Raw genomic sequence first — 20,307 nt, 5'->3', positions numbered from 1 at the left:
TTATGCTTATTGGTTGTTAAATAATATATTTATATTAGTTCAACTCTCTTTATGATTGCTCAAATGATTGAAATCCGTGTTTTTTAACCGTTTCAAATTCTCCCGTGATATTGGGATCGATTTAGGCACAGCCAATACCTTGATTTATGTTTCTGGTAAAGGAATTGTTTTACAGGAACCTTCAGTTGTAGCTATGGATTTGGAGGAAGGGGTCCCTTTGGCCGTAGGAGATGATGCGAAATTAATGTTAGGGCGAACACCTGGGAATATCCGCGCTGTTAGGCCATTACGTGATGGTGTGATAGCGGATTTTGATGCAGCGGAGCAAATGCTTAAGACTTTTATTCAAAAGTGTAATGAGGGGCGCGGAATTATTGCACCTCGACTAGTTGTTGGTATTCCAAGTGGAGTGACTGGGGTAGAGAGAAGAGCAGTTCGTGAAGCTGGTCTTGCTGGAGCAAGAGAGGTGCATTTAATTGATGAACCTGTTGCTGCTGCTATAGGAGCTTTTTTGCCAGTCACAGAGCCAATTGGAACAATGATTGTTGATATAGGAGGAGGAACTACTGAAGTAGCTGTTTTAAGTCTTGGTGGAACAGTTTTAAGTGAATCTGTAAGAGTTGCTGGTGATGAGATTAATGATGCTATCGCGACTTATTTGAAGAAGATACACAATTTAGTAGTCGGGGAGAGAACTGCTGAAGAGATAAAAATTAAAATTGGATCGGCTTTTCCATCTAATGAATTTGATTTGCAATCGATAGATGTAAGGGGGTTGCATTTACTATCAGGTCTGCCTCGTTCCATTAATTTGAAAGCAGGTGATTTACGAGAAGCAATGTCAGAGCCTTTGAATAAGATTGTTGATGCTGTAAAAAGAACTCTAGAGAGGACTCCACCCGAACTGGCTGCAGACATTGTTGATAGGGGGATAATGCTTGCAGGAGGGGGTGCATTAGTAAGAGGAATTAGTGATCTGTTAAGCCATGAAACAGGAATTTTCACTCACGTAGCTGAGGATCCATTGTTGTGCGTTGTAAATGGATGTGGTTTAGTTTTAGATGATTTTAAATCAATGCGAAGAGTTTTAGATACACCCGATTTCGCTAGAAACGTAATTAGAGATTGAACAATGATTAAAGCCCGAGGGAATATTGGGTTTCATTTGCTTTTGAAAAGTAGGTTTTGGGTAATATTTTTGTTTGTAGCTTTATTGTTTGCTCTTCGTTGGACAAAGGGAGCAGGATTTTTAGACTTTTACTCTATTTTGCTCAAACCAATTCTCCCTGGCACTGCTCAAAGAGAATGGATTAAAGAAGGAGAAAATATTGAAAGAAGTATGCGATTAAAATTGCTTGAAAAGGATAATATTCGTTTAAGAAGAGCTCTTGCTTTGAAAGAGCTGAATAGTGATAAAAGAATTTCGGCAGCTGTGATATCGCGATCCTCTAGAAATTGGTGGCAACTGTTAGAAATTAATAAGGGCGCACAAGATGGAATCTTGAAAGGGCAAACAGTGATAGGACCAGGTGGCTTGATTGGTCTTGTTGATAACACAACTCCACTTACTTCAAGAGTAAGACTATTGACTGATCCTGGTCATCAAGTAGGGGCTTGGATTGATCGAACTAAGCACCATGGAATTTTGACTGGGATGGGTACAAATAGACCAAAGCTTATTTTCTTAAATAAAAATCCTTTAGTTAGGATTGGAGATGTTGTAACTTCATCACCTGCAAGTACTTTATTAACGCCAAATTTAACAATAGGAATTGTTCAATTTGTTAACGAGAAAGCATTGCCTTCTCCATATGCAATAGTTCAATTAACGGCATCACCTGAGGCGATAGATTGGGTCCAAATTCTAAAAAAATAATGTCTAAAAATAATAAGAAAATATTGATCTTTTTTGCAATAATTTGTTTACCAGCTTTTTTAATTATATCTCCTGATTGGCTTAATATTAATGGAATAAAACCATGCTGGCCTGTGATTTTACTATTGCCATTTTCACTAAAGAATTCTCGATTGAGATCAGTTATGGCTGGTATCTTATTGGGAATTTTTCTTGATTCTTTTACAATTAGTGATGCTTCTTATATTCCATCTTTATTTCTTTTATCTTTAGTTTGGAGTCAATATGGATTGCATAATAAAAAAATCGAATTCTTTTTAAATATTGGTTTGATGGCCATTTTGGGAACCGCCTTCGTTGGCCTTTCTATTTGGGCTCAAAAACTTTTAATACATAGCTCTCTAAGAAATAACTGGTTTCATTCTTGGTCAATTTATATATTAATTTCTGAAGCTATCATCACTGGATTAGTTGCCCCGTTTTTTTCTTCATGGCTTCTTCTAGCTTATAAAAAAAACTAATTAGAAAAATTTTAAATCTTTTAAAATAGAATAAATAATTATTTATTAGAGGGGAGTCTGTCTTTTAAATTAGTCAAAGGGCTTTGAATACCTGACTTGAAGATGATATCTTCTTATAACAAGAAGCCATTTTCGACACAAAATTTCGATGGTCCTGTCACTACGGCAACAGTTAATCTTATGACCTGTATTTTGGTTGTAGATGATGAACCAGCAGTATTGAAAGTCTTGGTCACAAGGCTTAATCTTGCTGGATACCAGGTTTTATCTGCACAGGATGGAGAACAAGCACTCGAGGTTTTTCACAAAGAAGCACCAGACTTAGTGGTTCTTGATGTCATGCTCCCCAAGATGGATGGTTTCGCAGTGTGTCGGAGAATTAGAGCCGAGTCTTGTGTCCCAATAATATTTTTGACAGCTCTTGAGGCGATTTCAGAAAGAGTTGCTGGTTTGGATTTGGGCGCTGATGATTATCTGGCTAAGCCATTTAGCCCTAAAGAGTTGGAGGCAAGAATTGCGACGATACTTAGAAGAGTTGGACCAGCTCCTACAGTAGATGAGCCTCGAGAGATTCCCTCAGGACAAGGAGTAATGAAACTTGGTGATCTTGTTGTAGACACCAATAGAAGGCAAGTCAGCAGAGGCGGAGCAAGAATAGGTCTTACATATACAGAGTTCAGTTTACTGGAATTATTATTTCGTGATCCTGGTCGTGTTGTCCCCAGAGCTGAGATTTTGGAACAGCTTTGGGGTTACCCTCCTCGAAGAGCGGCTGATTTGAGAGTTGTAGATGTATACGTCGCTCGTTTGAGGGGCAAACTTGAACCAGATCCAAGAAATCCTGAATTGATTTTAACTGTAAGAGGTATTGGCTACGCTTCGCAAAGAATGGGAGAATTTCCAACTGCTATTGCAAGTTAGAGATTCATAGCTCAATATTGATAGGTTTTGCATTTATCCCGTTCTTTTCTGCCGTATGTATGAATTGCCTTGTCTGAATTAAGAGATACCCGCCTTGAGAAGGCAAAAGCACTAAAAAGCCTTGGACAAGGTCCATATGGCTTAAATTTTAAACCTACTTATTCTTCCTCTGTTTTACAGGAAAAATACGCAGACTTGCCAAAGGGAGAAGAAAAAAAAGAAGAAGTGTCCATTGCAGGGCGAATAACTTCTAGAAGAGTGATGGGCAAACTCGCTTTTTTTACTATTGCCGATGAAACAGGCACAATACAATTATTTTTAGAAAAGGCTACGTTAAATCAAAATAAAAATAGCGAAAATGCAAAGAATAATTTTGAGACTATTACCTCCCTTGTTGACTCTGGTGATTGGATAGGAGTGAGTGGAATATTGAGAAGAACTGATAGAGGTGAACTCTCTATCAAAGTCTTTGAGTGGTCAATGTTGTCAAAATCTTTGCAGCCTTTACCAGATAAATGGCATGGCCTTGCCGATGTTGAAAAGCGTTACAGGCAAAGATACTTAGATTTAATTGTTAATCCTCAATCAAAAAAAACTTTTAGAACCAGAGCTTTGTTAGTTAGTTCAATTCGACGATGGTTAGATGAAAAAGATTTTCTCGAGATTGAGACCCCAGTTTTACAATCAGAGGCCGGTGGTGCTGATGCAAGGCCTTTTATAACTCACCACAACACCCTTGATTTACCTTTGTATTTGAGAATTGCAACAGAATTGCATCTTAAAAGACTTGTGGTGGGGGGGTTTCAAAGGGTTTATGAACTGGGAAGAATTTTCAGAAATGAAGGTATTAGCACGCGGCATAATCCTGAATTTACTTCTGTTGAAATTTATGAAGCTTTTTCAGACTATTTTGACATGATGGAATTAACAGAAAAATTACTTTCTTCAGTTTGCGAAAAAATTTGTGGATCGACCAAAATTAATTATCAAGAGCAAGAAATAAATCTGAAACCCCCTTGGAGAAGGGCCACGATGCATGAATTAGTTCAGGAATTCACTGGAATTGATTTTGAGTTGTTTGGAGATAAAGTTAACGATGCCAGGGCCGCAATGATTCAAGAAGGCCTCCAAGCGCCAAAAAAAGCTGATAGTGTTGGGAAACTGTTAAATGAAGCTTTTGAGCAAGTAGTAGAGCCTAAGCTGGTTCAACCTACATTTGTGATGGATTATCCAATTGAGATTTCTCCTTTAGCCAGAAAACATAGGACTAAGAAAGGTTTAGTTGAAAGGTTTGAACTTTTTATTGTGGGCAGAGAAACTGCTAATGCGTTTAGTGAGTTAATTGATCCTATTGATCAAAAAGAACGTTTACTGTTACAGCAGGCGCAAAAAGAGGCAGGTGATCTTGAGGCTCACAGCTTGGACGAAGATTTTATTAATGCTCTTGAGGTTGGAATGCCTCCAACAGGAGGTCTTGGTATAGGGATAGATAGGTTTGTAATGCTATTAACTGATAGTCCTTCAATTAGAGATGTCATAGCTTTTCCGCTTTTGCGACCAGAATCAAATTTAAAACAAACTGGAAAGTGACCCGTCAGAGTGGATAATAGGCGAGTAAGTATTTTGTTCAGATGAGTGGCGAGAGAGTTGGTTTTCGCTTCAAGCACGCAGATGCTGTTGTGAAACGAAATCCCCAAGGGCGTTCAAGACGCGGTTGGGTTATGGAACCTGTTGAACAAACGACAAGCAGGGGGACAAAAATGCCTGCTTATCGTATTAGATGGAGAGATAGTGAGCGTCCTGAAATTGTTTTACAACATATGCTCATTGCGGACCCTGATCCAACACCTCCACCAGAAAATGTCATTTTAGATGTCAGTGATAATTGAAGAATATATTATTTGTTTTTTAGGGAAATCTTTTATAGATGATATTAATAAATTTCTCCTTTTAAAAACGTTTTAGTGCATTAGCTACATCTCTTTTTGAGTCATTAACTTTCTCTCTATCCCTTTTGTCATGCAGCTTTCGCCCTTTTCCTATTCCTATTTTCAATTTTATCCATGAGCCTTTGAGGTAAATACTTAAAGGTATTAATGCTAAACCTTTTCTTTCTAAATCTATTTTTAATTTTTTTATTTCTTTTCGATGTGCAAGAAGTCTTTTGATTCTTAGAGGTTCGTGATTGAAAAATTTGCCGGCATGATTATGAGGCGATATGTGAACATTATGAAGTTGAATTTGATCTTTTTTAATTAAACAAAACCCGTCTTTTAAGTTGACTTTCCCAGCTCTAATTGACTTAACTTCAGTTCCAAGAAGCTCTAAGCCAGTTTCAAGTGTTTCTAGGATTTCATACTCGTATCTTGCTTTTCGATTTTCAGCTAAGCGACGATTTCCATCAACTGAGGAAATTTTTTTGGATTTTTTCTTTCTTTTTTTGCTCATTTTTCTATTTACCTCCATTTTTGTGGATATGCCACTACCCTTCGTTCATGGCAATTGTGTCTTCAATTACTAATCATTCGCCTCTTCCTAATGATAAAGGAGAGGAAAGATTAGTTGGTTCTACTCTTTTAAAAGAGGAGATTAAATTATCTAGGCAAGATTCACTTAGGCCGAAATCTTTTGATGAATTCGTGGGTCAATCTGAGTTAAAGAAGGTTCTTGAAATATCAGTTAAAGCTTCATTGACGAGAGGAGAAGCATTAGATCATTTAATGCTTTATGGGCCGCCTGGATTGGGGAAAACAACTATGGCTTTGGTTATTGCTGAGGAATTAGGAGTTAAAGCTAGAGTTACAAGCGCACCAGCACTTGAACGACCAAGGGATATTGTTGGATTATTGATCAATATGCAGCCGCGTGAATTGATATTTGTTGATGAGATTCACCGACTCAATCGTATATCTCAGGAACTTTTGTATCCAGCTATGGAGGATAGAAGGTTGGATTTAACTGTAGGCAAAGGTGCTTCCTCAAGGATGCGATCAATCGAAATTCCACCTTTCACATTGGTTGGAGCCACTACAAAGCCGGCTGCGTTGAGCTCCCCTATGCGAGATCGCTTTGGAATAACTCAGCGACTAGACTTTTATAATTACTTGGATCTTGAAAACATAATTAAAAGATCTGCGAGCCTTATAAATTTATCAATTTCAGAAGAAGCATCTCATCAATTAGCCAGAAGAAGTAGAGGTACGCCCCGAATTGCGAATAGGCTCATACGAAGAGTAAGAGATTTTGCAGAGGTGCATTCCTCTTCAAAATCTATTGATGTAAAACTTGTTAATGAAGCCCTTGATCTTCATCGAGTCGATCAAAGAGGATTAGATGCCACAGATAGAAGTTATCTAGGCCTGATAGTTAATCAATATCAAGGCGGCCCTGTCGGCCTTGAAACATTGGCAGCTGGGCTAGGAGAGGATTCAACCACTCTTGAAACTGTAGTTGAGCCTTATTTAATGCAAATTGGTTTTTTACAAAGAACTGCCAGGGGGAGGGTTGTTACTCCAGCCGCTGAGAAACATTGTCTTCTTACTTCAACAAATAAAATAGACAAATGATCAACATATCAGTTGTAAAGGTTTTACTTCTGCTTTCTATTGTTTTTGTACCATTTGCGTCGCAAGCTAAGATGCTTCCCAAATACTTATTCGAGAAGGCTCTTCAAGAAAGTAAGAATGGAGATTTTATTCAAGCTGAAAAAGATTGGAGTTCTTATTTGAATGACAATCCAAATGACGCGGCTGCATTGAGTAATAGAGGAAATATTCGTCTTGCTCTCGGTGATCCTAAGGGCGCCATAAAAGATCAAACCATGGCCATAAAAATTTCACCTGAAGATTTAGACCCTTATCTGAATAGAGGAATTGCTGAAGAAGCTTTGCAGCGTTGGGAAGACGCTAGTAATGATTACAAATACGTTTTAGAGAGGAATCCTAAAGATGTTTCGGCTTTATATAACTTAGGTAATGTAATGGGCTCTATGGGGAATTGGATTGAAGCGAAGAGATTATTTTCTCAAGCTGCGTCTTCCGATTATTCTATTGCTATGGCTAGCTCTAGTGAGGCGCTTACAATTTATCAATTGGGTGATCTTGAACTCGCTGAAAAAAAAATTAGAATATTAATTCGTAAATATCCCTTATTCGCGGATGCTAGAGCAGCACTAAGTGCTCTTCTTTGGCGTAAAGGTTTCATAGGTGAAGCTGAAAGTAACTGGGCTGCAGCTTCTGGACTCGATATTAGATACCGTGATAAAGATTGGTTACTGCATATCCGCCGTTGGCCTCCAAAACCTACAAATGATTTGATTGCATTTCTTGCGTTGGATTAAAGATGAGAGATTTAGGTAAAAAAATTGAATTTTTGTCTAAGGAAATGCTTCCTGACTTTATTAGGTCACGACGACATCTACATGCTCATCCAGAATTAAGTGGTCAGGAATATCAAACAGCTGCTTTTGTAGCTGGGGAGCTGAGAAAAGCAGGTTGGGAGGTAAAAGAAGCAGTTGGTAAAACAGGCGTTGTTGCTGAAATGGGTAAAAAAAGCGGACCTGTTATTGCCTTGCGAGTTGATATGGACGCTCTGCCAATCGAGGAGAGAACTGGCTTGGATTACTCTTCTTCAATTCAAGGCTTGATGCATGCATGCGGGCATGATCTGCATACTTCTATTGGCTTGGGAGTGGCAAAAGTATTAGCAAACAATAAATTCACAACTTCTCGAATCAGAATAATTTTTCAACCTGCGGAAGAGATTGCACTTGGTGCAAATTGGATGAGATCTGAAAAGGTTCTTGAAGGAGTTTGTGCTCTCTTTGGTGTTCATGTTTATCCAGATTTGCCAGTTGGAAAAATTGGAATAAAAAGTGGTACTTTTACAGCCGCCGCTGCTGAATTAGAAATAGAGATTATCGGAAAAGGAGGACATGGGGCCAGACCTCATGAAGGCACAGACGCAATTTGGATCGCGGCAAAAGTTATAAGTGAACTTCAAGAGGCTATTAGTAGACAGTTAGATGCTCTCAAACCAGTAGTTATAAGTTTTGGGAAAATTTCCGGAGGGAATGCTTTTAATGTAATTGCTGAGAGAGTTAAGCTTCTTGGAACAGTAAGATGCTTGGATAGCCAACTTTATGAAAAGTTGCCTCAATGGATAGACAAAATAGTTCAAAATATAGTTAATAATTATGAAGCTAAAGCTAATATAAAATTTAAGTCAATAGCGCCTCCAGTTTATAACGACCCTGATTTAACCAATTTGTTATCTGAGTGCGCGAAGAATTTTATGGATCCAGAAAATATTGTTTATTTAGAAAATCCCTCATTAGGTGCTGAAGATTTTGCTTTCTTTTTGCAAGATGTCCCTGGGACGATGTTTCGATTAGGAGTTGCCGGAGATCAAGGTTGTGCTCCATTGCATAGTGGATATTTCTCTTTGGATGAAAGAAGTCTGGAATTAGGAATAAAAATTTTGTCTCAAACAATAGTGATGGCTAGTAAACCTCCTCACAATATTTAATTTCTTAATTTCATGAACAGATTGGGTAATCCATTAATTTCAATTTCAGCACCTTTGCTGATTTTATTAGCAATTACTGGTCTTTTACATAGAGAGGGCAAAGATAAGATCCAAGTAATACCTGCATTAGTAGTTGGAAGTGGATTGGTTTTGACTGGGGCAGTTAGAAGATTCAGGAGACGAAGAATGTTGTTTCTAGAGATTAAAAAGGAAATGAATAATCGAAAATTTTAAACAGAAATTTTTTATCTATAAAAACTTTAGGGTTTAGTTCGTGATTTCGAGCTAGTTTGTATTTATCACTAGGGGTGCCATATCGCTTCAGGGTATGGCTGAGATCACACCCTCTGAACCTGATCTGGTTTGAACCAGCGTAAGGAAAGTGAAATATTGTGATCTTTGCATAATGCTCCCTTTCTTTATTCAATAGCTTTTTAGTTCATGCGGAATTCATGGGTTGCTTCCAGAAAGGGTAAAAACAATGTCTCTCAGATGCATTTTGCTCGCAAAGGCGAAATCACTGAGGAAATGTTTTTTGTGGCAAAGCGTGAAAATCTCCCAGAGACTTTGATTATGGAAGAGGTTGCGCGTGGTCGTATGGTTATCCCTGCGAATATTAATCATACCAACTTAGAGCCGATGGCAATAGGTATTGCCTCTACTTGTAAAGTCAACGCAAATATTGGCGCTTCCCCAAATGCAAGTGATATCAGCGAAGAATTAAAAAAGCTTGAGCTTGCTGTTAAATATGGCGCAGATACCCTTATGGATCTGTCCACTGGAGGAGTTAATTTAGATGAAGTTCGAACTGCAATTATAAATGCCTCCCCTATCCCTATTGGGACAGTTCCTGTTTATCAAGCTTTAGAAAGTGTTCACGGATCTATTTCAAGGTTAACCGAGGATGATTTTTTACACATCATCGAAAAGCATTGTCAGCAAGGAGTTGATTATCAAACTATTCATGCTGGCTTATTGATTGAACATCTACCTAAGGTTAAAGGTCGCATTACTGGAATAGTTAGTCGAGGCGGTGGAATTCTTGCTCAATGGATGCTTTATCACTACAAGCAAAATCCTTTGTTTACTCGTTTTGATGATATTTGCGAAATTTTTAAACGCTATGATTGCACTTTTTCTTTAGGCGATTCACTAAGGCCTGGATGCTTGCATGATGCATCTGATGAAGCTCAACTTGCGGAGTTGAAAACCTTGGGTGAATTGACTAGACGAGCTTGGAAACATGATGTCCAAGTTATGGTCGAAGGGCCTGGTCATGTGCCGATGGATCAAATTGAATTCAATGTTAGGAAGCAAATGGAGGAGTGTTCAGAAGCGCCTTTCTATGTTCTAGGTCCATTAGTAACAGATATATCACCTGGTTATGACCACATTTCAAGTGCTATTGGTGCAGCTATGGCAGGTTGGTACGGTACCGCGATGCTTTGTTATGTGACACCTAAGGAACATCTTGGCTTGCCAAATCCTGAAGATGTTAGGGAAGGTCTAATTGCTTATAAAATTGCTGCTCATGCTGCAGATGTTGCAAGGCATAGATCTGGAGCACGAGATCGTGATGATGAATTAAGTAAGGCTAGGAAAGAATTTGACTGGAACAAGCAGTTTGAATTGTCATTGGATCCAGAGAGAGCTAAGCAATACCATGACGAAACCTTGCCCGAAGAAATTTTCAAAAAAGCAGAATTTTGTTCAATGTGCGGTCCTAACCATTGCCCAATGAATACAAAAATCACAGATGAAGATCTTGATAAATTAAACGATCAAATCAAGTCAAAAGGTGCAGCTGAATTAACCCCCGTAAAGTTAAACAAAGAAAATTAGTTCCTTGTTTAACTTGTTTAAATGGATTAATTAACTGTTTGGTAATTGCAATGCTTAATTTATTTGTTGAGTAGATTTCTAGATTTTTCTAGTACGTTCTCAACTGTAAATCCAAATTTTTCCATACATAATCCACCTGGTGCAGATGCTCCAAAGCTATTCATAGTTACGCTATCTCCATCAAGACCGATATATTTATGCCATCCGAAGCTCTCTGCGGCTTCAACTACTATGCGTTTTCTGATGTTAGAAGGTAAAACTTCATCTTTATAACTGTCGCTTTGTTCTTCAAAAAGCTCTACGCATGGCATAGAAACTACTCGCACTTTTTTACCTTCTAAAGTTAGTTTCTTCGCTGCTTGGACACATAAATCAAGTTCAGTTCCAGTTCCAATAAGTATTAGATCAGCTGTGCCATCGCAATCTTCCAGTACATATCCACCTAAAGCAACTTTTTCTACTGATGAATTTTGTTGATTCACCATGCCCTGCCTACTTAGGCACAAAGAGCTTGGTCTCTTACGATTCTTAATTGCAACTTTATAAGCACCACTGGTTTCATTACCATCACCTGGACGGAAAACCATCATATTTGGCATTGCTCTTAGTGAGGGAATGGTTTCTATTGGTTGATGTGTTGGCCCATCTTCACCGACACCTATTGAGTCATGGGTTAAAACATAAATAACCCCAAGCTCACTGAGAGCTGAAAGACGCATCGAGCCTCTCATATAGTCTGCGAAGACTAGGAAGGTTCCACCGTAAGGTATTAGACCACTGTCGTGATATGCAATGCCATTGAGAATGGCTGCCATCGCATGTTCTCTAACACCAAAATGCAAATAACGTTTTTCAGGACTTTCATATTGAAAAGACCCTGTTTCACCTTTTATATCTGTGTAATTTGAGTGTGTTAAATCTGCAGAACCTCCTATTAGTTCAGGAAGGTTAGGCCCCAAAGCACCTAAACATATTTGAGAGTGTTTTCTTGTGGCAAGGCCCTTGTCATCTGCTGTATATGCAGGCAAATCTTTATCCCACCCTTGAGGAAGCTCCCCTCTAAGCATCCGTTCAAATTCAGATGCTTCAGCAGGATACTTTGCCTTGTAATCCGCAAGTGTTTGATTCCATTTAGACTCAAGTTGGGAGCCTCTTTGAATAGCTTGACGGTATTGGTCATATACATCTTGAGGAATTTTAAAAGGTTCGTATGACCAATCAAGTTCTTTCCTTGTAAGTTCTGCTTCTTCTTCTCCAAGAGCTGCTCCATGGATCCCAGCTGTATCACTCTTGTTTGGAGAGCCGAATCCGATGGTTGTCGTGATTTTTATTATTGAGGGCTTATCGGTAACTGATTTTGCTTTTTCTATTGCTTTAGAGATGCCTTCCACATCTGTATTTCCATTATGTATTTCTTGAACATGCCATCCATAAGCTTCATATCTTTTTAATACATCTTCTGTAAATGACACATCAGTTCTTCCATCAATTGTGATGCTGTTGTCGTCGTATAGAGCGATTAATTTCCCAAGCTTTAGATGACCTGCGAGAGAACAAGCTTCTGAGGCTATTCCTTCTTGATTGCATCCATCACCCATAATTACGTACGTGTAGTGATCTACAACTGTTGAATCGGGCTTATTAAATTTGGCTGATAAATGCGCTTCTGCTATTGCGAGTCCCACCGCATTTGAAATTCCAGCTCCCAGTGGTCCTGCAGTGACTTCAACTCCCGGTGTCTCGAAAGTTTCTGGGTGACCAGGAGTTTTTGCACCCCATTGTCGGAATTGTTTTATGTCCTCCATCGTTACAGAGTCGTAGCCTGTTAAATGCAAAAGGGCATACAACAACATGCACCCATGTCCTGCAGAAAGGACGAATCTGTCTCGGTTAAACCATTTTGGATTTTTTGGATTATGACGAAGATGTTTGTCCCATAATGCGTATCCCATCGGCGCACAACCCATAGGAAGTCCTGGGTGGCCGCTATTTGATTTATTTATTGCGTCAACTGCGAGCATTCTGATGCTATTGATGCATAGTGTGTCTAGAGAATTAGTCAGGGCAACCATTTTGAATAAGTGAGTGGAAATTTTAAAGTGGACAGTTAAGACGACATTGATTAGATCATTTGTCGAAAAGCTAGACAGACATTGTGACCGCCAAACCCGAAAGAGTTAGATAGTACTACGCCTAATTTCTTTTCTCTTGCCTTGTTGGGAACATAATCTAGATCACAATTTGGATCGGGATTGGAATAATTAATTGTTGGCGGAATTATTTCATGTTTTATTGCTAAAACACAAGCAACTGCTTCTATGCCACCTGAACCTCCCAATAAATGACCAGTCATTGATTTTGTTGAGCTCGTGGGGACTTTGAATGCATGGTTCCCTAATGCTGTTTTAATTGCAGAAGTTTCATTACTGTCATTGGCTGGGGTACTTGTTCCATGAGCATTGATGTAATCGACTTGCTCAGGATTGATTTTCCCATCATTTAATGCGAGTTTAATGGCCTCTGCACCTCCTACTCCACCTGGCGTAGGTGAGGTGATGTGATGAGCATCACACGTGGTTCCATAACCGATTATTTCTCCATGTATTGTTGCGTCTCTTTTTAATGCATGTTCAAGAGTTTCTAGAATTAATACTCCTGCTCCTTCTCCAATTACGAATCCATCTCTTTGAGAATCAAATGGTCTACTCGCAGTGGATGGATCTTCATTCCTAAATGATAGAGCTTTGGCACTCGCGAAACCTGCTACACCTAGAGGAGTAATACTTGCTTCTGCTCCGCCACAAACCATTGCATCTGCCTTGCCTAATTGGAGAAGTCTGAATGCATCACCAATAGCATTTGATCCTGCAGCACAAGCAGTTGAAACCGCTGAACTTGGCCCTTTAGCGCCAAGTGCAATCGCAGCAAGACCAGTAGCCATGTTTGGAATCATCATGGGCACGGTAAATGGACTGACTCGACTAGCTCCTTTGTTGTTTAAAACATGTGCTTGAGTTTCCATCGTCAGCAACCCACCAACTCCCGATCCAATAATCACTCCAATTCTTGCGGAATTAGAATCGTCAATTATTAAACCTGAATGATTCAGTGCTTCTTTTGCTGCAATTACTCCAAATTTTGAGAAGCGATCCCATCTTTTGGATTCTTTTGGCTCTAATATGCCTGTTGGGTCAAAACTTTTCACCTCTGCTGCAAATCTGCAGGCATGGGAAGAGGCGTCAAAGAGTGTTATTTGATTTACCCCGTTTTGACCAGATTGAAGGCCTTGAAGGTAACTTTCTATGTTGTTGCCAATTGGAGTAATGGCACCAAGACCTGTAATAACAACTCGATGGAGTTTCTCCATCATTTAAACCTCAAGACTGTTTTTCTTCGATGTATTTGACTGCATCCCCGACAGTGGCAATACCCTCTGCAGCCTCGTCAGGGATCTCTATGTCAAATGCTTCTTCGAGCGCCATTACTAATTCGACAGTGTCGAGAGAGTCTGCACCGAGATCGTTTTGGAAATTTGAATCCGGTTTTACTTCACCGGCTTCAACGCTAAGTTGTTCTGCGACGATAGAACGAACTTTTTCAAGGATTGCTTCCTGGGACATAACCTTCTTAGACCTGACTTCTAATCCTACGGGTTAATGTGTCTACTTCGAAAAACCTTTTTGCATTAGAAACAACCTAACTTGACAGATAGTAATAAATGCTCTGTTACCAAAAGTATCAGAACTGATCAAAATCCACAGTTTCACTAAACAGAGAGTATAAAATTTTACATATACAAATCAATCTAAAGGCAGTTGTCTCACGCAGTCAAAATCTACGACACTTGTATTGGCTGCACCCAATGCGTAAGGGCTTGTCCACTGGATGTTCTTGAAATGGTCCCCTGGGACGGATGTAAGGCATCTCAGATAGCGTCATCTCCAAGAACTGAAGATTGCGTTGGGTGTAAGCGGTGCGAAACTGCTTGCCCAACTGATTTCCTCAGTATCAGGGTTTACTTAGGTGACGAAACAACTAGAAGTATGGGATTAGCCTACTAAGAATTAGTTATTTTTTTCTTCAACGTTTATTTTATATATAAGTAATTTGTAAAGCTAGTTTAAATTTATGTGTGGCATATTTGCTGTTATTGGATCTACGGAAGTCTCTTCTAAACTTATTGATGGGCTGAGAAAACTTGAATATCGAGGTTATGATTCTGCGGGGATAGCTACAATTGATAATTCAAAAAACGATCAAATTGGAAAACTAAATATCATTAAATCCCAAGGAAAACTCTATAATCTTGCAAATTTAATTAAAGAAAAGCCTCCCAAAGGTTATGTAGGTATTGGCCACACCAGATGGGCTACTCATGGTAAACCTAACGAGAGGAACTCACATCCTCACCTTGATTCTTTAGCTCAAATTGCAGTAGTGCAGAATGGGATTATTGAAAATCACAGGGATTTATCTAAAACACTGAAACTCAAGGGAATTAAATTTACCTCCGAAACTGATACTGAGATAATTCCACATTTAATCGGGCTTGAATTAGAAAAGTCCTTGGCTAATGGGCTTTCCCCAAATGGACAAACATTATTAATGGCTGTTCAAAAGGTTTTGACTTTGTTAGAGGGGACTTATGCCATAGCCGTGATTTGGGCAAAGGCTCCAAATGCTTTAGTAGTGGCTAGCGTACAAGCACCATTAGTTCTCGGCTTTGGTGAAGGTGAGTTTTTTTGTGCAAGTGATATCCCAGCATTAGCGGAATTTACGCGTACATTTCTACCATTAGAAGATCATGAAATTGCACTTTTAACTCCATTAGGAATTGAACTTTATGATGATGATGGAAATAGGCAGCACAGACCACCATCGCTTCTAGAGGGAACAGAGTTATCTGCCGATAAAAGGAATTTCCGTCATTTCATGCTGAAAGAAATTTATGAACAGCCAGAAAGAACTCAATTATGGATAGACAGATTTTTGCCTATGGATTTGCCCTTAAAGAATTCATTGGCTTTCCCGATTTCAACAAATGTCCTCGAAAAGATTGAACAAATACAGATTCTTGCCTGTGGTACAAGCAGACATGCAGCTATGGTAGGTGCTTATTTGTTGGAACAGTTTTCAGGTGTATCTACAAAGGTATATTTTGCAAGTGAATTTCGATATGCTCCACCACCACTTTACCCAAACACTTTAACAATAGGAGTAAGTCAATCGGGGGAAACTGCAGATACTTTAGCTGCATTAAGGATGGAAAAAGATAGAAGAGATTCCATTGATGATGCTAATTTTTCTTTTCATCACTTGGGGATTACTAACAGAGTCGATAGTTCATTTGGTCGAGAACTTGAAAATGTCATTGATATTGGATCAGGGATCGAAATAGGTGTTGCAGCAACTAAAACCTTTCTGGGGCAAATGTTGTCTTTTTATGGCTTAACTTTGTTGTTTGCTTCTCATAGAAAAAAAAGAACTCCTCAAGAAATTCTGGATCTCTCCAATGATTTGAGATTAATTCCTAAACAGCAAACAGAACTTATAAAAAAGCATGACTCTCTCTCACAGGAAATGGCACACATGTTTGTTGAAACAAAAGATGTGATTTTCTTAGGTAGAGGTATAAATTATCCAATTGCACTTGAGGGTGCTCTAAAACTTAAGGAAATAAGTTACATTCATGCTCAAGGCTATCCGGCTGGGGAGCTTAAACATGGACCAATAGCACTATTAGATCAACATGTTCCAGTGGTATCTATTGCAGCTCCAGGTGTAGTGTATGAAAAAGTTCTCAGTAATTCGCAAGAGGCGAAAGCTAGAGATGCTCGTCTAATTGGAGTATCAACAAGTAGTCCGGAAGCAGAAATGTTTGATGAATTGTTTACTATTCCAAAAGTTAGTGAATGGGTAAGCCCTCTTTTGACTGTTGTACCTCTACAGTTATTTAGTTATCACATAGCCGCTCATAAAGGTTTAGACGTTGATCAGCCTAGGAATTTAGCAAAAAGTGTAACTGTAGAGTGATTTGACTTTTTAATAATTTTATTTAATTATTTTCTCTAATTTAAATAACTAAACTATAGTTTTTATCAACTAATATTTTTTATTCTGCCGTAGGAATCTTCAAAACGGATAATATCATCTTCGTCTAAATAAGTACCACTTTGTACTTCAATAAGCTCAAGCTTCATCCTTCCTGGATTGCTTAATCTATGTTTGCAACCTAAAGGAATAAATGTACTTTCATTTTCACTTAAAAGTTGCTTTTCCCCATTCTTTTCTATCAATGCTGTTCCATTAACTACTACCCAATGTTCAGCTCTATGGTGATGCATTTGTAAAGAAAGAGACGCTTTTGGCTTTACTTCTATCAGTTTAACTAGCCATCTTTTCCCCTCAACTATTGTAGTGTAATTACCCCAGGGTCTATAAATTTTTCTGTGAACTTTACCTTCCGGAAAATCCGTTGAACTTAATCTTTTTACGATATTTCCAATGTTCTGAGATTGATCTTTACTCGCTACTAATATAGCGTCGTTTGTATCCACAACTATTAGATTTTCTATCCCTATTCCTATTATGAGACGCTGTTCGCTTTGTAAAAAACAGTTTTTACTTTTTTCTGCTATTACTCTCCCATTTATATAGTTTCCATCATTATTTTTTTGACTGATATCCCATAAGGATTTCCAACTTCCTATGTCACTCCATCCAACATTTAATGGAAGAACCGTTCCTAATTTCGTTTTTTCCATTACTGCAATATCTAAAGATACCTTTGGACATTTCTTAAATGAATTTGGTTCTAATCTTAGAAAATCAAGATCCAATACATCTTTCTCAATAGCACTCTTGCAATAATTAATTATTTCTGGCGCAAATTTTTCTAATTCTTTTATTATCGAACTCGCTTTAAAAAGAAACATACCACTATTCCACGTGTAACTAGAATCTTTGCTTAGTTTCTCGGCAAGATCTTTATTAGGTTTTTCTATGAATTTTTTTATTTCTAGTCCTGTTATTTGATCTTCTTGAACAGGTGATTCTTTGGCTTCAATATAACCGTAACCTGTTTCTGCACATGTCGGAATGATACCAAAAGTCACTAGTCTGCCTTTATTTGCATATGTTTTTGCTGATTGAATTACTCTTTTGAATTCATCGGTATTTTCTATTAAATGATCCGCTGCCAAAATTAAAAGCAAAGGATCTTTACCTAAAGAAATTGCTTGAAGCGCAGCAACGGCTATCGCTGGAGCAGTATTTCGACCTTCTGGTTCGAGAATGATTGCTTGGGGAGTTGTATTTAGTTCTCTAAATTGTTCTGCAACTATAAATCTATGATCTTCATTACATATCAATATCGGTTTTTCAAGACCCTCTAAACCTAGAAGCCTTTCATAAGTGCTTTGTAAAAGAGTTTGTTTTTTTCGTGAATCTAGTGCTAGAAATTGCTTTGGATAACTTTCTCTTGAAAGTGGCCACAATCTTGTTCCTGATCCACCACTAAGAATTACAGGAATTATTGAGTTATGATTTATTTCCATGAAGAACTTTGTAAATCATTCTTGAAGTACTGATTAAAAATCTGAATGATTTTTAGATTTCCAATAAGCCTGGTGGTGGATCGATGAGAAGCCATTTTTCTTTGATTTCTATTTCTGGGATAATTTCTTTAACAAAAGGTACTAAAACTTTTTTACCTTCTAACAACTCTATCTCTAGGAGGTCGTTCCCTCCCTTGATTAAGTTAGTTACATAACCAATTAAAGTCTTTTTTGGACCTTTTCTTGCTTCTAACCCAATCAAATCAAAGTAATGGTACTCATCTTGACTCAATTTTGGTCTGCTACTTATTGGTATGACTAATTTCCATCCAACAATTTTCTCTGCTGAACTCCTATTAGATACTTCTTCGAGAGAAAGTACATAAGTTGATTTGCCTGGAATAAGCCTTCCTTTCGTTAAATTAATTTCCGTGGGCAATTCGTTGTTTTTTTGAATCCAGCGTTTTCCAGGCTTTGTAAACCTCTCAGGAAATTCACTGCTAGGTTTGATTCGAATATCGCCTTTTAAACCCTGCGGGGCAACAATTTCACCAATTGACATCCATTTATCTTTTTCGATCATTCTTATAGATAGACTTTTTATAAGTTTATTTTAATATGTTTAATTATGACTGATTCAAAAGACCTTATTCTCCCTGGGACAACAGTAACTGTAAATAACCAAGATTCAATTTATAATGGTTATGAAGGATTTGTTCAAAGAATAAGTGGTAATAAAGCTGCAGTGCTTTTTGAAGGAGGTAATTGGGATAAATTATTGACACTACCTTTAAAAGATCTTGTTAAAAGTTAATGAATACTTTTCAAATTAATTACATCTTTACTTACTGACTTGCTTAATAAGATTATCATCAAGTTGCTTTAGAGCTTTCTTTGCGGCATCTTTCTCTGCTTGTTTGATTGACTTTCCCATCCCTTCTGCTATTGATAGATTTTTGATATAAACAGTACAAAAAAATCGTTTTGGATTGTCATGCTTTTTATCGACTTCAATTGTTTTATAAACGGGAATAGATAATCCTTCACTTTGGGTCAATTCTTGAAGGGCAGATTTGTAATTTTTCTTATGAGGATCAGCTAGAACTTCTTTACTAGTTTCATCCCAGAATGGAAGAAGCCAATTTTTTATAGGATCTAGAACAGCCAGACTTTCATACAAAGCTCCTATTAATGCCTCAGTTGCCTCTGCTTGAATAGTTGCATTTGCTGATTTATCACTGATTGCTTTCTTGCCAATTAATAATACACTTTTTATATTTATTTTATTACCAACTTTCGTTAGCCACTGATCACTTACAAGATGAGAACGAAGTTCAGATCTTTCTCCAACTTGCATAGATGGATATTTATTTTTTATGAAATCTGATGCAATGAGTCTTAATACTGCATCTCCAAGAAATTCAAGATTCTCATAATTAATTCTATTATTTGCTGAACTATGTGTTAGTGATTCATTGATATATAAAATATTCTTTATTTTTTCTTTGGTAAATTCTTTTTGATATTTTGGATCAAGATTTAGACCTCGTAAAAAATTAATTATCTCTTCTATTCTTTGAATTGAAATTTGCATAATTATTTAAAGCAAATAATTGAATTTATGAAAAAAATAGGATTTTTCCTGTAATTTCTTTGTATCAGATTAATTAAGTGAAAGCAGGTCATAAGCCGGGTTCTGTTCATTCTTCTTTCTTAGGAAAGTGAATGGGTAATCATCTATCTGGGACTAACGTTGCCGATAGCCTCGAGCGGCTCTCCTTGGGGACAAGGTCTATGGCCATCCAGAGTCCCCCGCCTTGCTCCTAGCCGGGGTTTACCTAGCCAGCACCTCTCGATGCTGCTGGTGCGCTCTTACCGCACCTTTGCACCCTTGCCGCGCTTGTTGGGATTTCCCCATTAAGCATTAGGCGGTGTGTTTCTGTGGCACTATCCTCACGGTCACCCGCACTGGGAATTACCCAGCAAGCCTGGCCAAATAGGAGCCCGGACTTTCCTCAATCAATGCTTCAGCTTTTTGCTGAAGTTCAATTGCGATCACCTCCCCTGCTTTCCACTCCATCATGCC

At 38.1% G+C, this 20,307-nt stretch carries 21 protein-coding genes, 1 other RNA gene and 1 riboswitch; of the genes, 14 read left to right on the top strand and 8 right to left on the bottom strand.

Annotation, left to right across the window (positions count from 1 at the left end):
• Window positions 1-76: 76 nt before the first annotated feature.
• The 6 genes from AC6EIY_RS06975 (at window position 77) to AC6EIY_RS06950 (ending at window position 5,186) form a co-directional block, all read left to right on the top strand.
• Window positions 77-1,129: a rod shape-determining protein gene (locus tag AC6EIY_RS06975; RefSeq protein ID WP_498506226.1), complete on the top strand. Its 1,053-nt coding sequence runs from the start codon at window positions 77-79 to the stop codon at window positions 1,127-1,129.
• Window positions 1,130-1,132: 3 nt separating this feature from the next.
• Complete coding sequence (mreC, locus tag AC6EIY_RS06970) at window positions 1,133-1,876, top strand: rod shape-determining protein MreC (protein WP_498506225.1); 744 nt, start codon at window positions 1,133-1,135, stop codon at window positions 1,874-1,876.
• Window positions 1,876-2,376 carry a hypothetical protein gene (locus AC6EIY_RS06965; RefSeq protein ID WP_498506224.1) on the top strand — a complete coding sequence of 167 codons (501 nt, stop codon included), beginning with the start codon at window positions 1,876-1,878 and terminating at the stop codon, window positions 2,374-2,376. The genes mreC and AC6EIY_RS06965 overlap by 1 nt, the downstream gene beginning before the upstream one ends.
• A 180-nt stretch (window positions 2,377-2,556) precedes the next feature.
• Window positions 2,557-3,297 carry a response regulator transcription factor RpaB gene (rpaB, locus tag AC6EIY_RS06960; protein WP_498508171.1) on the top strand — a complete coding sequence of 247 codons (741 nt, stop codon included), beginning with the start codon at window positions 2,557-2,559 and terminating at the stop codon, window positions 3,295-3,297.
• 69 nt (window positions 3,298-3,366) lie between these two features.
• Window positions 3,367-4,887, top strand: a complete 1,521-nt coding sequence (lysS, locus tag AC6EIY_RS06955) for a lysine--tRNA ligase (protein ID WP_498506223.1) — start codon at window positions 3,367-3,369, stop codon at window positions 4,885-4,887.
• 41 nt (window positions 4,888-4,928) lie between these two features.
• A complete protein-coding gene (locus tag AC6EIY_RS06950) occupies window positions 4,929-5,186 on the top strand; it encodes a DUF8660 family protein (RefSeq protein WP_498506222.1) in 258 nt (85 codons plus the stop codon).
• A 61-nt stretch (window positions 5,187-5,247) separates the two neighbouring features.
• Here the strand turns inward: AC6EIY_RS06950 and smpB are convergent, their stop codons facing one another.
• The gene (gene smpB, locus AC6EIY_RS06945; protein WP_498506221.1) at window positions 5,248-5,745 is read right to left on the bottom strand and encodes an SsrA-binding protein SmpB; all 498 of its coding nucleotides are present in this window, start codon (window positions 5,743-5,745) and stop codon (window positions 5,248-5,250) included.
• 47 nt (window positions 5,746-5,792) lie between these two features.
• Here smpB and ruvB point away from each other — a divergent pair, with 47 nt between their 5' ends.
• The 5 genes from ruvB to thiC all read left to right on the top strand — a co-directional run bounded on the left by ruvB (window position 5,793) and on the right by thiC (window position 10,665).
• Window positions 5,793-6,863 (top strand): Holliday junction branch migration DNA helicase RuvB, encoded by a 1,071-nt coding sequence (gene ruvB / locus AC6EIY_RS06940; RefSeq protein WP_498506220.1) that lies wholly within the window; start codon window positions 5,793-5,795, stop codon window positions 6,861-6,863.
• Entirely contained in the window at window positions 6,860-7,636 is a 777-nt protein-coding gene (locus tag AC6EIY_RS06935; protein WP_498506219.1) for a tetratricopeptide repeat protein, read from the top strand. The genes ruvB and AC6EIY_RS06935 overlap by 4 nt, the downstream gene beginning before the upstream one ends.
• Before the next feature lie 2 nt (window positions 7,637-7,638).
• Window positions 7,639-8,823: an amidohydrolase gene (locus tag AC6EIY_RS06930; RefSeq protein ID WP_498506218.1), complete on the top strand. Its 1,185-nt coding sequence runs from the start codon at window positions 7,639-7,641 to the stop codon at window positions 8,821-8,823.
• A 12-nt stretch (window positions 8,824-8,835) separates the two neighbouring features.
• Entirely contained in the window at window positions 8,836-9,057 is a 222-nt protein-coding gene (locus AC6EIY_RS06925; RefSeq protein ID WP_498506217.1) for a DUF3188 domain-containing protein, read from the top strand.
• Window positions 9,058-9,117: 60 nt separating this feature from the next.
• Window positions 9,118-9,221: riboswitch (TPP riboswitch) on the top strand.
• Window positions 9,222-9,264: 43 nt separating this feature from the next.
• Window positions 9,265-10,665: a phosphomethylpyrimidine synthase ThiC gene (thiC, locus tag AC6EIY_RS06920; RefSeq protein WP_498506216.1), complete on the top strand. Its 1,401-nt coding sequence runs from the start codon at window positions 9,265-9,267 to the stop codon at window positions 10,663-10,665.
• Between the two features lie 59 nt (window positions 10,666-10,724).
• Here the strand turns inward: thiC and tkt are convergent, their stop codons facing one another.
• The 3 genes from tkt to acpP are packed head-to-tail and all read right to left on the bottom strand — an operon-like array spanning window position 10,725 to window position 14,285.
• Window positions 10,725-12,737 carry a transketolase gene (gene tkt, locus AC6EIY_RS06915; RefSeq protein ID WP_498506215.1) on the bottom strand — a complete coding sequence of 671 codons (2,013 nt, stop codon included), beginning with the start codon at window positions 12,735-12,737 and terminating at the stop codon, window positions 10,725-10,727.
• A gap of 50 nt (window positions 12,738-12,787) precedes the next feature.
• Entirely contained in the window at window positions 12,788-14,035 is a 1,248-nt protein-coding gene (gene fabF / locus AC6EIY_RS06910; RefSeq protein ID WP_498506214.1) for a beta-ketoacyl-ACP synthase II, read from the bottom strand.
• A gap of 7 nt (window positions 14,036-14,042) precedes the next feature.
• Entirely contained in the window at window positions 14,043-14,285 is a 243-nt protein-coding gene (acpP, locus tag AC6EIY_RS06905) for an acyl carrier protein (RefSeq protein WP_011295529.1), read from the bottom strand.
• 195 nt (window positions 14,286-14,480) lie between these two features.
• On the opposite strand from acpP, the gene psaC reads away from it, so the two are divergent.
• Together psaC and glmS are read left to right on the top strand one after the other, a co-directional pair.
• Window positions 14,481-14,726 carry a photosystem I iron-sulfur center protein PsaC gene (gene psaC / locus AC6EIY_RS06900; RefSeq protein ID WP_011295528.1) on the top strand — a complete coding sequence of 82 codons (246 nt, stop codon included), beginning with the start codon at window positions 14,481-14,483 and terminating at the stop codon, window positions 14,724-14,726.
• Between the two features lie 67 nt (window positions 14,727-14,793).
• Window positions 14,794-16,698 (top strand): glutamine--fructose-6-phosphate transaminase (isomerizing), encoded by a 1,905-nt coding sequence (glmS, locus tag AC6EIY_RS06895; protein ID WP_498506213.1) that lies wholly within the window; start codon window positions 14,794-14,796, stop codon window positions 16,696-16,698.
• Window positions 16,699-16,763: 65 nt separating this feature from the next.
• Here the strand turns inward: glmS and AC6EIY_RS06890 are convergent, their stop codons facing one another.
• A complete protein-coding gene (locus tag AC6EIY_RS06890) occupies window positions 16,764-18,221 on the bottom strand; it encodes a mannose-1-phosphate guanylyltransferase/mannose-6-phosphate isomerase (protein WP_498506212.1) in 1,458 nt (485 codons plus the stop codon).
• Between the two features lie 52 nt (window positions 18,222-18,273).
• On the bottom strand, window positions 18,274-18,804 hold the full coding sequence (gene rimM, locus AC6EIY_RS06885) for a ribosome maturation factor RimM (protein ID WP_498506211.1): 531 nt from the start codon (window positions 18,802-18,804) through the stop codon (window positions 18,274-18,276).
• A 45-nt stretch (window positions 18,805-18,849) separates the two neighbouring features.
• Here rimM and AC6EIY_RS06880 point away from each other — a divergent pair, with 45 nt between their 5' ends.
• Window positions 18,850-19,035, top strand: coding sequence for an NAD(P)H dehydrogenase subunit NdhS (locus AC6EIY_RS06880; protein ID WP_498506210.1), 186 nt, complete (start codon window positions 18,850-18,852; stop codon window positions 19,033-19,035).
• A 27-nt stretch (window positions 19,036-19,062) separates the two neighbouring features.
• Here the strand turns inward: AC6EIY_RS06880 and rnc are convergent, their stop codons facing one another.
• Both rnc and rnpB read right to left on the bottom strand, forming a co-directional pair.
• Window positions 19,063-19,815: a ribonuclease III gene (rnc, locus tag AC6EIY_RS06875; RefSeq protein WP_498506209.1), complete on the bottom strand. Its 753-nt coding sequence runs from the start codon at window positions 19,813-19,815 to the stop codon at window positions 19,063-19,065.
• A 75-nt stretch (window positions 19,816-19,890) separates the two neighbouring features.
• Window positions 19,891-20,293: RNase P RNA component class A (gene rnpB / locus AC6EIY_RS06870), an RNA gene on the bottom strand.
• Between the last annotated feature and the right edge of the window lie 14 nt (window positions 20,294-20,307).

The organism is Prochlorococcus sp. MIT2304 (assembly GCF_059772405.1).
The sequence above is the reverse complement of the archived record's forward strand: the minus strand, read 5'-3'. Positions and strand labels throughout refer to the sequence as shown.

Bases quoted from the DNA above. Each gene is read 5' to 3' on its own strand.
- mreC (WP_498506225.1), top strand. From the start codon at position 1,133: ATGATTAAAGCCCGAGGGAATATTGGGTTTCATTTGCTTTTGAAAAGT.
- AC6EIY_RS06965 (WP_498506224.1), top strand. From the start codon at position 1,876: ATGTCTAAAAATAATAAGAAAATATTGATCTTTTTTGCAATAATTTGT.
- rpaB (WP_498508171.1), top strand. From the start codon at position 2,557: ATGACCTGTATTTTGGTTGTAGATGATGAACCAGCAGTATTGAAAGTC.
- AC6EIY_RS06950 (WP_498506222.1), top strand. From the start codon at position 4,929: ATGAGTGGCGAGAGAGTTGGTTTTCGCTTCAAGCACGCAGATGCTGTT.
- smpB (WP_498506221.1), bottom strand. From the start codon at position 5,745: ATGAGCAAAAAAAGAAAGAAAAAATCCAAAAAAATTTCCTCAGTTGAT.
- ruvB (WP_498506220.1), top strand. From the start codon at position 5,793: ATGGCAATTGTGTCTTCAATTACTAATCATTCGCCTCTTCCTAATGAT.
- AC6EIY_RS06935 (WP_498506219.1), top strand. From the start codon at position 6,860: ATGATCAACATATCAGTTGTAAAGGTTTTACTTCTGCTTTCTATTGTT.
- AC6EIY_RS06930 (WP_498506218.1), top strand. From the start codon at position 7,639: ATGAGAGATTTAGGTAAAAAAATTGAATTTTTGTCTAAGGAAATGCTT.
- AC6EIY_RS06925 (WP_498506217.1), top strand. From the start codon at position 8,836: ATGAACAGATTGGGTAATCCATTAATTTCAATTTCAGCACCTTTGCTG.
- thiC (WP_498506216.1), top strand. From the start codon at position 9,265: ATGCGGAATTCATGGGTTGCTTCCAGAAAGGGTAAAAACAATGTCTCT.
- tkt (WP_498506215.1), bottom strand. From the start codon at position 12,737: ATGGTTGCCCTGACTAATTCTCTAGACACACTATGCATCAATAGCATC.
- fabF (WP_498506214.1), bottom strand. From the start codon at position 14,035: ATGATGGAGAAACTCCATCGAGTTGTTATTACAGGTCTTGGTGCCATT.
- acpP (WP_011295529.1), bottom strand. From the start codon at position 14,285: ATGTCCCAGGAAGCAATCCTTGAAAAAGTTCGTTCTATCGTCGCAGAA.
- glmS (WP_498506213.1), top strand. From the start codon at position 14,794: ATGTGTGGCATATTTGCTGTTATTGGATCTACGGAAGTCTCTTCTAAA.
- AC6EIY_RS06890 (WP_498506212.1), bottom strand. From the start codon at position 18,221: ATGGAAATAAATCATAACTCAATAATTCCTGTAATTCTTAGTGGTGGA.
- rimM (WP_498506211.1), bottom strand. From the start codon at position 18,804: ATGATCGAAAAAGATAAATGGATGTCAATTGGTGAAATTGTTGCCCCG.
- AC6EIY_RS06880 (WP_498506210.1), top strand. From the start codon at position 18,850: ATGACTGATTCAAAAGACCTTATTCTCCCTGGGACAACAGTAACTGTA.
- rnc (WP_498506209.1), bottom strand. From the start codon at position 19,815: ATGCAAATTTCAATTCAAAGAATAGAAGAGATAATTAATTTTTTACGA.